Genomic DNA, 13867 nt, shown 5'->3' with positions numbered 1-13867 from the left:
GGCGACGCGTCAACTCACCTTAGACCCAGCCGACTTCGTCGAGCAGGGCGCGCCGTTCATTTTCGCTGAGGCGAAGTGCAAGACGGCCCAGTGTCGGTAGTTTCTTGCGGATCGCGATCACCCCAAGCAGTGCATTCAGCAGGGTCTCGTCCGTTGCCGTCGCGAGCATGCTGACGGCGGCCGCGAAGATCGACTGCCAGGCCGCCTCATAGTCTTCGATCAGCCATGCCGGAAGCGGTGGGTTGCCGTCCACGCCGCGCCGTTCCTCGATCGTCGCGACCAGGGCAAAGCCGTTCCAGTCCGCGGTCCGGCCGTCCATGATCAACCGGGCGATCTCGGGCACCGCGGCATAGGATGCCTCGCCGACATCTTCCTGATGGAATAGCTCTTCCCACAATTCGTCCCAGGCCGGACCCGGTGGCTCGCCCGTTTCAATGCGCCGCAGGGCAGGGCGCGGGTCATACGGGACACGATAGCCGCCCTTTAGTGACGACCATCGTTCATCCGACGGATCAAGGCTCATTGCGGCTCCTCGTCCTCGGGATCGCGGGGCGGGGCGCGGTCGTCGCGGCGCGGGCGGGGATCGCCATTGTCGCGGTTCGAGCGATTAATCTCGATATTGCCGTCGCGGCCGATATGCAGGTCGAGCCCAAGCCCCTGCAGCTGCCCCTCTACGGGAGACAGGATCGCGTCGGGATCGATGACATTCTCCGCGTCCGGATCGACCTCGTCGGCGGCCGGTTCGGCGGCCTGGGCCGGGCCGACGCCGAGCGCCTGCTGCATGAAGTCGCGCCATACCCGTGCGGGGATGCCGCCGCCCGACAGGCCGGGATTGGGCGTGTTGTCGTCATTGCCGACCCACACGCCCGTGATGAGCCCGCCGGCAAAGCCGAGGAACAGCGCGTCGCGATTGTCCTGGGTGGTGCCGGTCTTGCCGAAGGTATCGACCGACAGCGCCGCCTGGCGCCCGGTGCCCGATTCGGCCGAGGCCGAGAGCAGGTCGAGCATGTCGTCGCGGATGCGGCCGGTCAGCGGACGCGACCTCGTGGTCAGCGCCGCATACCAGCTCTGGTCGCGCACTTCCTCCAGGCCGCGGGCAGCGACCGGATAGGATTCGGCCGCGAACGCCGCATAGGCGGAGGTCAGTTCGAGCAGCGACATGCTCGAGGTGCCGAGCGCGATCGTCGCCTCGCTGGGAATCGGGGTGGTGATGCCGAGGTCGCGCGCGGCCTTGATGACGTTCGCCACGCCGACCTTCTGGATCAGGCGGGCCGCCGCGACGTTGCTCGACCTGGCAAAGGCCTGGCGCAGCGTGATCGGGCCGAGATAGCGGCCGTCGCTGTTCTTGGGGGACCAGTCGGCGATGGTGATCGGCGAATCGTCGATCATCGAATCCGGGGTCATGCCGCTGCGCAGCGCCGCCAGATAGACGAACAGCTTGAAGGCGGATCCGGGCTGGCGCCGCGCCTGGGTGGCGCGGTTGAACGGGCTGTCGGCATAGGATTTGCCGCCGACCATCGCGACCACCCGGCCGTCGGGGCGCATCGCCACCAGGGCGATCTGGGCCTGGCGCAGGCCGGCACGCCTGACCGCGCGCTCGGCCGCATTCTGCAGGCGGCGGTCGAGCGTGGTCTTCACCGTCGTCTCGGTGACGATCTCGCCGGCGCGGTCGCGTGCCTCGGGCAGGACCCAGTCGGCAAAATAGGTGCCATCGGGCAGCGGCTTGATCCGGTCGACGGCGAGGCGCGCCGGGCGGACATCCGCGGCGGTCGCCTTGTCGATGAAGCCGGCCGCGGCCATGGCGCCGACCACGAGCTTCTGCCGGTCGCGCGCGCCCTTGAGGTTGACGGTCGGGGCAAGCTTTGACGGCGCCTTGACCAGCCCGGCAAGCATCGCCGCCTGGCCGATAGACAGCGCGCGCGGATCACGGTTGAAATAATGCTTCGCCGCGGCGCTCAGGCCATAGACGTTGTCGCCGAAATAGACGTTCGACAGATAGCGCGAGAGGATTTCGTCCTTCGACAGCCATGCTTCGAGCCAGAAGGCGATCATTACCTCTCGCACCTTGCGCGCCGCCGTCCGGTCCGAATCGAGAAAGGCGTTCTTGGCGAGCTGCTGCGTGATGGTGCTGCCGCCCTCGCGCACCCGGCCCCGGCTCATATTGTGGACGAAGGCGCGGATGATGCCCTTGGGGTCGATGCCCCAATGCGAGCGGAAGCGCCGGTCCTCGATCGCGAGAAAGGCGTTGGTGACGTTCCTGGGCAGTTTCGCCGCGTCGACCGGGGCGCCGATGATCGCGCCGCGCCGCGCGATCGGCGATCCGTCATCGGCGAGCAGGGTGATGCTCGGCGGCGTCAGGGGCTTCAGCGACTGCGACAGCGGCGCGGTGACCGCGAGCCAGCCGACCGCCAGCACGAACAGGATGATGAGCGCGCCGATGCCGCGGGTGAACCAGCGCCAGTAATTGCGTCGCGGCGCCCCCGGCAGGTCGGTCGGGCGAGGCTCGGGCTGCTCGGGATAGTCGAACCGGCCGGAATAGGCGGGCGGGGGCAGGTCCTCGGTCAGGTCCAGCGAGGAATTGCCCTGCGACGACGCGGGTTCGAAAGGATAAGGACGCATGGCTCCTGTCAGTCCGTTCCCGGTTACGCCGCCCGGAGGTGTGTTAGCGTAATATGACAGTTGCCGCAAGCGTTCGACATGATGCGCATCCTAGCAGGCGCGGCCCGGTCATGCGAGCGTCGACCATAGGGGCATTGAGGCCGTACCGTGCAGCGGCTATCTGGATGCGGTGCAGCGCCGCACCGACAAGGATGCCGAATGACCGATATCGCCACCGCCGCATCGCCGCTCGTCGTGGGGATCGGCGGCACGATCGGCGGCACCTCCTCGACCGAGCGGGCGTTGCGCATCGCCCTCGACGCGGCGTGCAAGGAGGGGTTTCGTACCCGCATGTTCGGTGGCGCCGACATGGCGCGGTTGCCGCTCTACGATCCGCGCGCGACCGAACGGACCGAGCAGGAGCGCGAGTTCGTCGATACCGTGCGCCAGGCCTCGGCGCTGATCATCGCCAGCCCGGGCTATCACGGCAGCATCTCGGGCGTGGTCAAGAACGCGCTCGACCTGCTCGAAGAGACGGCCAAGGACGAACGGCCCTATCTGGCGGACATGCCGGTCGGGCTGATCGCGACCGCTTATGGCTGGCAGGCGACGGGCAGCACGATCGCGGCGCTGCGCTCGATCGTCCATGCGCTGCGCGGCTGGCCGACGCCGTTCGCCGCGGCGATCAACACCCAACTGACCAAGTTCGACGATGACGGCGGGAGCAGCGACCCCGCGGTGTTCGAGCAGCTCTGCCTGGTCGGTCGCCAGGTCGCGCGCTTCGCGCCGATCGCCCAAAACGGCTGAGGGTGGGTGGCTGAGGGCATCCACTGGCCGAAAGGCTTCGCGCCAGCCGAGGCGCCGATCCATGTCGTCAACCGCATCGAGACGGAGACCGCGCCGGAGATCGTCTGGCGGCGGCTGATCCATGCGGCAGGCTGGCCGGCGATCTATGCCAATGCGAGCGACGTGGCGATCGAGGGCGGCGGCGCGGACCTGTTCGCGGGCGCTCGGTTCAGTTGGAAGACCTTCGGCGTGGCGCTGCGCAGCGAAGTGAAGGAATTCGAGCCGGAGACGCGGATCGCCTGGGTGGCGGAGGGGATCGGCGTGACGGCCTATCACGCCTGGCTGATCACGCCGTCCGGGACGGGGTGTTCGATCCTGACCGAGGAGACTCAATATGGGCTGGTCTCGCGGGTCGGGCGGCTGCTGTTCCCGACGCGGATGGAGCGCTGGCACCAGCGGTGGCTGGAGGCGCTGGCCTCTTAAAGCCCTCCCCTGAAGGGAGGGGCTTGAGAAGTCACCGCGTCGGCACGGGCTCCTCGCCCGAATAGTCGTAGAACCCCCGGCCCGTCTTGCGGCCGAACCAGCCAGCTTCGACATATTTCACCAGCAGCGGCGCGGGGCGGAACTTCGGGTCGCCGGTGCCTTCGAACAGCACCCGGGTGATCTCCAGGCAGGTATCGAGGCCGATGAAATCAGCGAGCGTCAGCGGGCCCATCGGGTGGTTGAGGCCGAGCTGGCAGGCGATATCGATATCGGGAATGGTCGCGACGCCCTCGCCCAGCGCGAAGCAGGCTTCGTTGAGCATCGGCATCAGCACGCGGTTGACGATGAAGCCAGGCGCGTCGTTGGCGCGCACCACTTTCTTGCCGAGCGCCCTGGCGTACTCTTCGACGAGATTGACGGTCTCGTCCGAGGTGGCGAGGCCGCGGATCAGCTCGATCAGGCCCATCACCGGCACGGGATTGAAGAAATGCACGCCGACGAAGCGCTTCGGGTCGGGCGAGGCCTGGGCGAGGCGCGTGATCGGGATCGACGAGGTGTTCGAGGCGAGCACTGCCTGATGGCCGAGCACCTTGCCGACCTCGGCGAAGATCGAGCGCTTGATCTCCTCGCGCTCGGTCGCGGCCTCGATCACCAGCCCGCAGGAGGACATGCCGTGCACGCCGTCGATCGGCTCGATCCGGGCCAGCGCCTGGTCCCGCGCGGCGGCATCGATCTTCTCCTTGGTCACCAGCCGATCGAACGCCTTGGCGATGCCCGCCTTGCCGGCCTCCGCGCGCTCCTTCGAGACGTCGGTGAGCAGGACATGGAAGCCTGCCTGCGCCGAGACCTGCGCGATGCCCGCGCCCATCTGCCCCGCTCCGATCACGCCCACCGTCTGCATTGCCTGCTCTCCGAATACCGAATTTGCCCCGCTCCTATCGACTCGCGCGCCGTGCCGCTAGGATGATGGGATGATCGGATTGTTCTTCCTCTTCGCCGCGGCCGATGCCGCGACACCGCGCGCCGGGCCCATCAACAGCTTCGGTGACTGGGCCGTCGCCTGCGACAATGTCCGGGTGTGCGAGATGACATCGCTGATACCCGAGAACGAAGAGTCCGACGGCAGCGATTCGGGCGCTTCCTTCTCGATTGCGCGCGCGGCGGGCCCCGGCGGCGGGTTCTTCTTCGAGCTATCGACCAATGGCGGGGTCGCCGGGCCGGTATCGGTGCGGATCGACGGCAAGCGGATCGTCGACGGCATCGTCGCGAACGATGGCATGACGCTGGCCGGCGACGCCGCGGAGCGGATCGTCGCGGCAATGGCCAATGGCAAGAGACTGACCCTGAACAGGAAGGCGGGCAAGGAAGTGGCACATGCCTCCCTCGCGGGCTCCGCCGCCGCGCTGCGGTTCATCGATGCCGAACAGGGCCGTGCGGGAACGGTGACGGCGGCGGTCGCCAAGGGCACGAAGCCGGCCAGCGCCGTGCCGCCCGTCGCAGCGTTGCCGAAAGTGCGCTCGATCGCACCGTCGGGCGTCGCGACAAAGGTCACGCCGGCCCTGATCAGGACGATGCGGTCGTTGTCGGGGTGCGAGACCGAGGACGGGCAGAGCAACGATCCGATCATCGGCAATGCGATCGGCGGGGGCAAGACGCTGGTGCTGCTGCCATGCGGGGCGGGGGCGTATAATTTCTCGACCGTGCCGTTCGTCGTCGCCGCGGGCAAGCCGGTGATCGCGCGCTTCGATTCGCCGCCCGGATGGACGCTGGCCGAGGGCACGCCGACTCTGGTCAATGCCGATTGGGACGCGAAGCTCGGCCGGCTCGGCAGCTACACCAAGGCGCGAGGCCTGGGCGATTGCGGGTCGAGCGAGACCTATGTCTGGGACGGGACGATGTTCCGGCTGATCGAGGCGACGCAGATGGGCGAGTGCCGCGGGTCGATCAACTGGCTGACGATCTGGCGGGCCACGCCCGTTCGCTGACCCGTTTCACCTGATTCATCGGGCGGATTTTTCTTCATCTGTTATGTTGGACTCGGGGTCCGGATTTTCGTTGCTGATTCAAGGCTCTAACCTGCTTCACCTGTTACCGGCATAACAGGTGAAGAACAGGTGGATAACAGGTGCCGGCACAGGCTCTGTTACGCATACCGACGATGAGAAAGATCCAGCACCGATCGGTTGGGACCGGCCGGCTGGATCAGGATGCTAGCGGATTTTCGAGGCAGTTGAATCGACGAGAGAACGACGCAGCACGCACACCCCTCCCGCTTGCGGGAGGGGCTAGGGGAGGGCCTGTCCTCCCAGCCAGGTTTATCGATCGGGGACAGGCCCTCCCCCGACCCCTCCCGCAAGCGGGAGGGGAGAGTCAGGGCGCGAAGCGGGCCGGCTGGGCTTCGGCGAGGATCACCGCGAACAGGCCGTCCGGGTCAGTCCATTCGGCGATCGGCGTCCAGCCGCCCGCGCGGAGCAGGATGCGGCCGTCGCGCTGGCCGTATTTGTGGCTGTTCTCGGTGTGGATCGTCTCGCCCGCCGCCATGGAGAAGGGGCGGCCTTCGATGGTGAAGCTGATGTCGCGCGTCGCTTCGAGATGCATCTCGATCCGGGCGCGATCGTCGTTCCAGATCGCGCGGTGGCGAAAGGCCTCGATCGGCAGGGTGCCGTCGAGCTCGCGGTTGATCCGCTCGATCAGGTTCAGGTTGAACGCCGCGGTCACGCCCTGGGCGTCGTCATAGGCCGAGACCAGAAGCTGCTCGTCCTTGATCCGGTCCATGCCGATCAGCAGCATCGATCCGGTGCCGAGCGACGCCTTCATCGCGCGGAGCAGGTCGACCGAGCTGTGCGGGATCATGTTGCCGATGGTCGAGCCGGGGAAGAAGCCGAGCTTGGGCAGGTCGGCGACCGAGGCGGGCAGGGCGATCGGACGGAGGAAGTCCGCCTCGACCGGCAGCACCGGCAGGCCGGGAAAGGCGGCGGCAAGCCCCGCCGAGGATTCGCGCAGGAAATCGCCCGAAATGTCGATCGGCACATAGGCGGCGGGGTTCACGCTACGCAGCAGGATCGGTGTTTTGGTCGAGGAGCCCGAGCCGAACTCGACCACGGCGCGGCCTTCGCCGGCAAGCGTCGCGACTTCCGGGCAGGCGCGGCGCAGGATCTCGGTCTCGGTCCGCGTCGGATAATATTCGGGGAGTTCGGTGATCGCCTCGAACAGCTCCGAGCCGCGCCGGTCGTAGAACCAGCGCGCAGGGATGGCGCGGGGCCGAGTCTCGAAGCCGCGCAAGACGTCGGCGCGAAAGGCGGGGTCGGCAAGGGTGACGTCGCCGTCCTCGATTTCCTGTTTCAGCATGTCAGAGATCCTTGGCCAGACGCACGCCGGTGAATTGCCAGCGCTGGTGGGGATAGAAGAAGTTGCGGTAGCTCGCGCGGCCATGGCCGCGCGGCGTGGCGCAGGAGCTGCCGCGCAGGACGAACTGCCCGCTCATGAACTTGCCATTATATTCGCCGACCGCGCCATCGGCGGGTCTGAAGCCGGGATAGGGACGAAAGGCGCTGCCGGTCCATTGCCAGACATCGCCGAAAAAGGCCGGGCCTTCGGTGGCCGGACGCGGTTCGATCGGGCCCGCGCCGTCGAGCTGGTTGCCGCCCGATGGATCGAAGGCGGCAGCGGCTGCTTCCCATTCGAATTCGGTCGGCAGGCGGGCGCCGGCCCAGCTCGCATAGGCATCCGCCTCGTAGAAGCTGACATGCGTGACCGGCGCGGCGGGGTCGATCGGGCGGCGGCCATCAAGGCCGAACCGCGTCCATACGCCGTCCTGCTGTTCCCAATAGAGCGGCGCCGTAATTCCCTGCGCCTTCACCCAGGCCCAGCCGTCGGACAGCCAGTGGCGCGGATCGGCATAACCGCCATCGGCGATGAAACTGGCCCATTCGCCATTGGTGACGGTGCGGTCGGCGATGGCGTGCAGGGTGAGCAGCGCCTCGTGGCGCGGCCCTTCGCAATCGAAGGCGAAACCGTCGCCGCCATGGCCGACCTCGACGATCCCGGCCTTGCCCTCAAGCCAGCCGATCGGGCCGGGCATCGCGACCGGTACCTTGCGCCCGGCGGGCCAGATCGCCGGTTCGAGCGGGTTCTGTGCCATCAGATGGAGCATGTCGGTGACCAGCAGCTCCTGATGCTGCTCTTCATGATGGCAGCCGAGCGTCAGCAGATCGAGCGCGGCATCGGGCAGACCGGGCAGCGCGACACGGATCGCGGCATCGACATGGGCGCGATAGGCCAGCACTTCGGCGAGGCTCGGCCGGGTGATCATGCCGCGGCGCGCGCGGCTGTGGCGCTGGCCCTCGGCCTCGTAATAGCTGTTGAACAGGAAGGGGAAACGCTCGTCGTGCAGCCCATAGCCGGCGACGAAATCGCGCAGGATGAAGGTTTCGAGGAACCAGGTGGTGTGCGCGAGATGCCATTTCGCGGGGGACGCATCGTCCATCGACTGGACCGTGGCATCTGCGTCGGAAAGCGGGGCGACCAGCGCCTCGGTCAGCGCGCGGACCTTCGCGAAGCGCGTCGCGAGGGCGTCCGTTTCGGCCTTGGGCTCCGAGTTTGTTCGCATTCTGTTCCCTTTTCCAGAACGCATCGGCCAAAGTCAAGCCAGGCTATGGCTCCTTCGGATCGCGGGACGCACCCGGAATCCACAGAACGTCGCCACCCGCGTCTTTGTTCACGCGCCTCGCAGCGACGAACAGATAGTCAGACAGGCGATTGAGATAGGAAAGCGCGAGCGGATTCAAAGGGACAATCTGCCCAGCGGCAACGGCGGTACGCTCGGCGCGCCGCGCGATGGCGCGGGCGAGGTGAAGCGCGGCGGCGCCCGCGGTGCCGGCGGGCAGGATGAAGCTGGTCAGCGGGGCGAGATCGGCGTTCATCGCGTCGATCTCCTCCTCCAGCCGCGCGACCTGCGCCGCGACGATGCGCAAGCTCATGTCGGACGGCGCGAAATCCTCGCCTGGGGTGGCGAGATCGGCGCCGAGATCGAACAGGTCGTTCTGGATGCGGGTCAGCGCGGTCGCGTACCGGCCCAGCCCGAGCGCGGAGATCGCCACGCCGATCGCGCTGTTGGTTTCGTCGACATCGCCGATCGCGGCCATGCGCGGATCGTTCTTGGCGACGCGCGATCCATCGACCAGGCCAGTGGTGCCGTTATCGCCGGTGCGGGTGTAGATCTTGTTGAGCTTGACCATGGGCCGGTCGACCGGACGGTCAGGTCTTGCCGGCGAGGAACAGGATCAGCACGACGATCACGATGGCGATCGCCTGGAAGAAGATGCGATATTGCATCGCCTTGTTCGACTGGAGCGCGGCCTTGGATGGGCCACCATCACCCTTCACTTCATTACTGGCATTGAGCAGGAAGACCGCAAGGCCGCGGACCAGCATGGCGAGGGTCGCGAGCATCGCCGCGATCAGCAGGATGAAAAGGAAGGTGCTCATCGGCTTTATCTAGGCTTCCGACACCCGAAAGCCAATGGGCAGGTGCCCGGCGCGCAGGTCGTCGGCGAGCGCTCGCCCATCCACCCCCGCCGCCCGCATCGCCTCGAGCGTCGGCGCCTTGTTGCGCTTGGCCAGCCGTTCGCCACGATCGTCGGCGAGCAGGGCGTGGTGGCGATAGACGGGCACCGGCAGGCCGAGCAGCGCTTGGAGCAGCCGGTGGACATGCGTGGCAGCGAACAGGTCGCGGCCGCGCACCACATGGGTGATGCCCTGCGCCGCGTCGTCGACGGTAACGGCGAGGTGATAGCTGGCCGGCGCGTCCTTGCGCGCGAGGATCACGTCGCCATGGATTTCCGGCGTCGCGACCATGTCGCCGATGAGCTCGTCATGCCAGACCAACCGACCGTCGTGACGGAACTGGTCGGGCATTTCCTCCGCCGCCGGGGAGAGCAGGTCGAGCGCGCGCGCCATGTCCAGCCGCCATGCATGCTGCTCGTCCGCCTGCCGCCGCGCGCGCACATCCTCCGCAAGATGGCGGCAGGTGCCGGGATAGAGCGACCCGGCGTCGCCGTGCGGGGCGGACAGGCTCGCGGCGATCTCGGCACGGGTGCAGAAACAGGGATAGAGCAGCCCCAATGCCTTCAGCCGGTCGAGCGCCGCGGCATAGACACCGAGCCGTCCCGACTGGAGCAACACCGGCCCGTCCCAATCGAGCCCGAGCCAGGCAAGATCGCGCTCGATCGCGTCGATATAGTCGGGCCGGCTGCGGGTGCCGTCGATATCCTCGATGCGCAGCAGAAAGCGCCCACCTGCCCCTTTCGCGCGGTCGTGCGAGAGGATTGCCGACCAGGCGTGGCCGATGTGCAACAGCCCCGTAGGGCTGGGCGCGAATCGGGCGACGATTTCGCTCAAACCGGCTCTTGACCGCGAGTCGCGGGCTGTGCTGTCATCACGGCGTCATCCTAGTCGGCAATGGCCGCGCCAGGAAGCAAAGGGGGTCGTTCGCGTGTACCATCCCGATCTGATCCGTCATCCGGACAGTTGCCCTGCGCTTGTGTTGAACGCCGATTACACGCCGCTCAGCTATTATCCGCTCAGCGTATGGCCGTGGCAGACCGCAATCAAGGCAGTGTTCCTCGACCGGGTCGACATCGTCGCGGAATATGAGCGCGAGGTGCGCAGCCCGAACCACAAGATCAAGCTGCCCTCGGTCATCGCGCTGAAATCCTATGTCCGGCCGAGCGCCTTTCCGGCCTTCACCCGGTTCAACCTGTTCCTGCGCGACAAGTTCGAATGCCAATATTGCGGGGCGGGCAACGACCTGACCTTCGACCATGTCGTGCCGCGCGCCCAGGGCGGGCGGACGACCTGGGAGAATGTCGTCACCGCCTGCGCGCCGTGCAATCTGAAAAAGGGCGGGCGCACGCCGAAACAGGCAGGCATGCCGCTGCACATCGGCGCGATCCGGCCGACCAGCTGGCATCTGCAGGAACATGGCCGGCGCTTCCCGCCCAACTATCTGCACGATACCTGGCACGACTGGCTCTATTGGGACGTCGAGCTGGAGGCCTGAGGTCGGTTCCGCTTTCATTTGGCACAAGCGTCATGCCGGACTTGTTCCGGCATCCATTTCTCCTCCCGCGCTGACGGTGTTGGTTGCACGATGGACCCCGGAACAAGTCCGGGGTGACGGAGGATGGGCCGATGTTTTGGGCCCCTGGCTTCGTCTCTGGTTGACCCCGGCTCTACCGCAATGCAGCATCCGCTCATGGCCGATCTCCCCTCCATCGCGAACAATCCCGACATCCGCTTCCTGGGCAAGCTGCTCGGCGACGTGATCCGCGCCTATGGCGGGGAGACGCTATTCCGGCGCACCGAATATATCCGCGCGGCCTCGGTCGACCGGCATCGCGGGGTGGCGGGCAAGGATGCGGTCGATCTCGGGCTCGACCGGCTGAGCCTGGACGAGACGCTCGATTTCGTGCGCGGCTTCATGCTGTTTTCGATGCTCGCCAATCTCGCCGAGGACCGGCAGGGCGTCGCCGCGGAAAAGGGGGCGGATGTCGAATCCGCGCTGAAGCGGCTGGCGGACGAGGGGATCGATCACGACGCGGTGATGGCGCTGCTCGACCATGCGCTGATCGCCCCGGTGCTGACCGCCCACCCGACCGAGGTACGGCGCAAGAGCATGATCGACCATCGCAACCGCATCTCCGAGCTGATGACGCTCAAGGATGCCGGCCTCGCCGAGACGCCCGAGGGCGATGCGGTGGACGAAGCGATCCTGCGCCAGATCGCCTTGCTGTGGCAGACGCGCGTGCTGCGCAAGGAGCGGCTGTTCGTGGCGGACGAGGTGGAAACGGCGCTGAGCTATCTGCGCGACGTGTTCCTGCCCGCGCTGCCGGCGCTCTATCAGCGCTGGGACCGGGCGCTTGGCGAACGCGCGCCGAGTTTCCTGCGGCCCGGGAGCTGGATCGGCGGGGATCGCGACGGCAATCCCTTCGTCACCGCCGACTCGCTCGAGATCGCGCTGGCCAAGGCGTGCGAGGCCGTGCTCGGCCATTATCTCGACGCCGTGAACGCGCTCGGTGCCGAGCTGTCGATCTCGACCGGCATCACCGAGGCCGATGACGGCGTGCAGGCGCTGGCCGCGGTGAGCGGCGACAGCGCCCCCAGCCGCGAGGACGAGCCCTATCGCCGGGCGCTGTCGGGCATCTACGCGCGGCTCGCGGCGACGCATCTGGCGCTGACCGGCAAGCCCGCGCCGCGGCCGGGGGCATTGCACGGCGAGCCTTATCCCGATCCCCAGGCCTTCCGCGCCGATCTGGTCACCATCGCCCGGGCGCTGCGCAAGGGCGGCGGCGGGGCGCTTGCCTCGGGCGGGGCACTGGGGCGGCTGATCCGCGCGGTCGAGACCTTCGGTTTCCACCTCGCCACGCTCGATCTGCGCCAGAACAGTGCCGTGCTGGAGCGAGTCGTGGCGGAGTTGCTCAAGGTCTCGGGGGTCGAATCCGACTATCTCGCTCTCGGCGAGTCCGAGCGCGTCTCGCTGCTGCGCCACGAACTGTCCAACGCACGGCCTTTGTCGAGCCCGTTCGAACCCTATTCGGACGAGACCAATTCCGAACTGGCGATCATTCGCGCCGCGGCCGACGCGCATGCGAAATATGGGCCGAGCTGCATCACCCAGCATATCGTCTCGATGGCGCAGTCCGTCTCGGACCTGCTCGAAGTCAATGTGATGCTGAAGGAATTCGGCCTGTACCGGCCCGGCAAGGTCCCCACCGCCGCGATCATGGCGGTGCCGTTGTTCGAGACGATCGGCGATCTGGAGGCGGCGCCGGGCATCATGACGGAGTGGTTCGCTTTGCCCGAGGCCGGTGCGATCACCCGGGCGCGCGGTTTCCAGGAAGTGATGATCGGCTATTCGGATTCGAACAAGGACGGGGGGTACATCACCTCGACCTGGTCGCTGTCCAAGGCATCGACCGCGCTGAAGCCCGTGTTCGACAAAGCCAGGGTGGGCATGCAGCTGTTCCATGGCCGCGGCGGCGCGGTGGGGCGCGGTGGCGGATCGGCCTTTGCGGCGATCCGCGCCCAGCCGACCGGCACGGTGCAGGGGCGCATCCGCATCACCGAGCAAGGCGAAGTGATCGCCGGCAAATATGGCACGCGCGAGAGCGCGATGACCAATCTGGAGGCGATGGCCTCCGCCACCTTGCTCGCCAGCCTGGAGCCCGATGCGCTGTCACCGGTGGAAGCCGCGCGGTTCGGCGCGGCGATGGATGCGCTGTCGGGGAACGCGTTCAGGGCGTATCGCGATCTGGTCTATGGCACGGAGGGCTTCCGCACCTTCTTCCGCCAGATGACCCCGATCGCCGAAATCTCCGGCCTGAAGATCGGATCGCGCCCGGCGAGCCGGACCAAGTCTGACCGGATCGAGGATCTGCGCGCCATCCCCTGGGTGTTCAGCTGGGCGCAGGCGCGGGTGATGCTGCCGGGCTGGTACGGCGTCGGCCAGGCGATCGCCGGGTTCGAAGACAAGGGGTTGCTGGCGGAGATGGCGCAGGGCTGGCCGTTCTTCGCCGCGACGCTCGACAATATGGAGCAGGTGATCGCCAAGTCCGACATGGACATTGCCGAGCGCTATGCCGCGCTGGTCGAGGACCGGGCGCTGGCGGATTCGGTGTTCGGGGCGATCCGCAGCGGTTGGCGGCAGACGCATGACGGACTGCTGGAAGTGACGGGTCAGTCGCGCCTGCTGGAGAAGCATCCGGCGCTCGATGCGTCGATCCGGCTGCGGCTGCCCTATATCGAGCCGCTGAACCTGTTGCAGATCGAGCTAATGAAACGCCACCGCGCGGGCGAGACGGACGCGCGGATCGCCGAGGGGATTCTCCTGTCGATCAACGCGATCGCGACGGCGCTGCGGAATTCGGGCTGACAATCCTCCCTGGAACGGGGAGGGGGACCAGCGAAGCTGGTGGAGGGGGGCTTCCGCAGACGGTGCGCT

General features: G+C 67.3%; 13 protein-coding genes. 5 read left to right on the top strand and 8 right to left on the bottom strand.

Going from position 1 to position 13867, the window contains the following annotated elements:
- Window positions 1-19: 19 nt before the first annotated feature.
- Entirely contained in the window at window positions 20-523 is a 504-nt protein-coding gene (locus ACZ1I2_RS00915; RefSeq protein ID WP_465175438.1) for a hypothetical protein, read from the bottom strand.
- Window positions 520-2619 carry a transglycosylase domain-containing protein gene (locus ACZ1I2_RS00910; protein ID WP_465171462.1) on the bottom strand — a complete coding sequence of 700 codons (2100 nt, stop codon included), beginning with the start codon at window positions 2617-2619 and terminating at the stop codon, window positions 520-522. Before ACZ1I2_RS00910 ends, ACZ1I2_RS00915 begins: the two co-directional genes overlap by 4 nt.
- A gap of 198 nt (window positions 2620-2817) precedes the next feature.
- On the opposite strand from ACZ1I2_RS00910, the gene ACZ1I2_RS00905 reads away from it, so the two are divergent.
- Window positions 2818-3405 (top strand): NADPH-dependent FMN reductase, encoded by a 588-nt coding sequence (locus tag ACZ1I2_RS00905; protein WP_465171463.1) that lies wholly within the window; start codon window positions 2818-2820, stop codon window positions 3403-3405.
- 6 nt (window positions 3406-3411) lie between these two features.
- Complete coding sequence (locus ACZ1I2_RS00900; protein WP_465171464.1) at window positions 3412-3867, top strand: SRPBCC family protein; 456 nt, start codon at window positions 3412-3414, stop codon at window positions 3865-3867.
- 31 nt (window positions 3868-3898) lie between these two features.
- Here the strand turns inward: ACZ1I2_RS00900 and ACZ1I2_RS00895 are convergent, their stop codons facing one another.
- Window positions 3899-4768: a 3-hydroxybutyryl-CoA dehydrogenase gene (locus ACZ1I2_RS00895; RefSeq protein WP_465175439.1), complete on the bottom strand. Its 870-nt coding sequence runs from the start codon at window positions 4766-4768 to the stop codon at window positions 3899-3901.
- A gap of 70 nt (window positions 4769-4838) precedes the next feature.
- On the opposite strand from ACZ1I2_RS00895, the gene ACZ1I2_RS00890 reads away from it, so the two are divergent.
- Window positions 4839-5852 (top strand): DUF1176 domain-containing protein, encoded by a 1014-nt coding sequence (locus tag ACZ1I2_RS00890; RefSeq protein ID WP_465175440.1) that lies wholly within the window; start codon window positions 4839-4841, stop codon window positions 5850-5852.
- 385 nt (window positions 5853-6237) lie between these two features.
- On the opposite strand, the gene egtD is transcribed toward ACZ1I2_RS00890, so the two are convergent.
- From egtD to gluQRS, 5 genes are read right to left on the bottom strand one after another with little or no spacing between them, the layout of a single operon-like run.
- Window positions 6238-7215 (bottom strand): L-histidine N(alpha)-methyltransferase, encoded by a 978-nt coding sequence (egtD, locus tag ACZ1I2_RS00885; protein WP_465175441.1) that lies wholly within the window; start codon window positions 7213-7215, stop codon window positions 6238-6240.
- Between the two features lies 1 nt (window position 7216).
- Window positions 7217-8476, bottom strand: coding sequence for an ergothioneine biosynthesis protein EgtB (gene egtB, locus ACZ1I2_RS00880; protein ID WP_465175442.1), 1260 nt, complete (start codon window positions 8474-8476; stop codon window positions 7217-7219).
- Between the two features lie 43 nt (window positions 8477-8519).
- A complete protein-coding gene (locus ACZ1I2_RS00875; RefSeq protein ID WP_465175443.1) occupies window positions 8520-9104 on the bottom strand; it encodes a cob(I)yrinic acid a,c-diamide adenosyltransferase in 585 nt (194 codons plus the stop codon).
- 19 nt (window positions 9105-9123) lie between these two features.
- Complete coding sequence (locus ACZ1I2_RS00870) at window positions 9124-9354, bottom strand: twin transmembrane helix small protein (protein WP_465171470.1); 231 nt, start codon at window positions 9352-9354, stop codon at window positions 9124-9126.
- Window positions 9355-9363: 9 nt separating this feature from the next.
- Window positions 9364-10266, bottom strand: a complete 903-nt coding sequence (gene gluQRS, locus ACZ1I2_RS00865) for a tRNA glutamyl-Q(34) synthetase GluQRS (protein ID WP_465171471.1) — start codon at window positions 10264-10266, stop codon at window positions 9364-9366.
- 94 nt (window positions 10267-10360) lie between these two features.
- Between gluQRS and ACZ1I2_RS00860 the strand changes: the two genes are divergently transcribed.
- Both ACZ1I2_RS00860 and ppc read left to right on the top strand, forming a co-directional pair.
- A complete protein-coding gene (locus ACZ1I2_RS00860; protein ID WP_465171472.1) occupies window positions 10361-10927 on the top strand; it encodes an HNH endonuclease in 567 nt (188 codons plus the stop codon).
- Window positions 10928-11122: 195 nt separating this feature from the next.
- A complete protein-coding gene (gene ppc, locus ACZ1I2_RS00855) occupies window positions 11123-13798 on the top strand; it encodes a phosphoenolpyruvate carboxylase (protein WP_465171473.1) in 2676 nt (891 codons plus the stop codon).
- Window positions 13799-13867: the final 69 nt, after the last annotated feature.

Source organism: Sphingomonas sp. BL-S-29, assembly GCF_055521495.1.
Note: the sequence above shows the minus strand (reverse complement) of the source record. Positions and strands in the feature narration are given on the sequence as shown.

What these genes read in the sequence shown, in the direction of transcription:
- egtB (WP_465175442.1), bottom strand. Translation starts at nt 8,476, where the DNA reads ATGCGAACAAACTCGGAGCCCAAGGCCGAAACGGACGCCCTCGCGACG.
- ppc (WP_465171473.1), top strand. Translation starts at nt 11,123, where the DNA reads ATGGCCGATCTCCCCTCCATCGCGAACAATCCCGACATCCGCTTCCTG.
- egtD (WP_465175441.1), bottom strand. Translation starts at nt 7,215, where the DNA reads ATGCTGAAACAGGAAATCGAGGACGGCGACGTCACCCTTGCCGACCCC.
- ACZ1I2_RS00895 (WP_465175439.1), bottom strand. Translation starts at nt 4,768, where the DNA reads ATGCAGACGGTGGGCGTGATCGGAGCGGGGCAGATGGGCGCGGGCATC.
- ACZ1I2_RS00875 (WP_465175443.1), bottom strand. Translation starts at nt 9,104, where the DNA reads ATGGTCAAGCTCAACAAGATCTACACCCGCACCGGCGATAACGGCACC.
- ACZ1I2_RS00915 (WP_465175438.1), bottom strand. Translation starts at nt 523, where the DNA reads ATGAGCCTTGATCCGTCGGATGAACGATGGTCGTCACTAAAGGGCGGC.
- ACZ1I2_RS00905 (WP_465171463.1), top strand. Translation starts at nt 2,818, where the DNA reads ATGACCGATATCGCCACCGCCGCATCGCCGCTCGTCGTGGGGATCGGC.
- ACZ1I2_RS00910 (WP_465171462.1), bottom strand. Translation starts at nt 2,619, where the DNA reads ATGCGTCCTTATCCTTTCGAACCCGCGTCGTCGCAGGGCAATTCCTCG.
- ACZ1I2_RS00870 (WP_465171470.1), bottom strand. Translation starts at nt 9,354, where the DNA reads ATGAGCACCTTCCTTTTCATCCTGCTGATCGCGGCGATGCTCGCGACC.
- ACZ1I2_RS00890 (WP_465175440.1), top strand. Translation starts at nt 4,839, where the DNA reads ATGATCGGATTGTTCTTCCTCTTCGCCGCGGCCGATGCCGCGACACCG.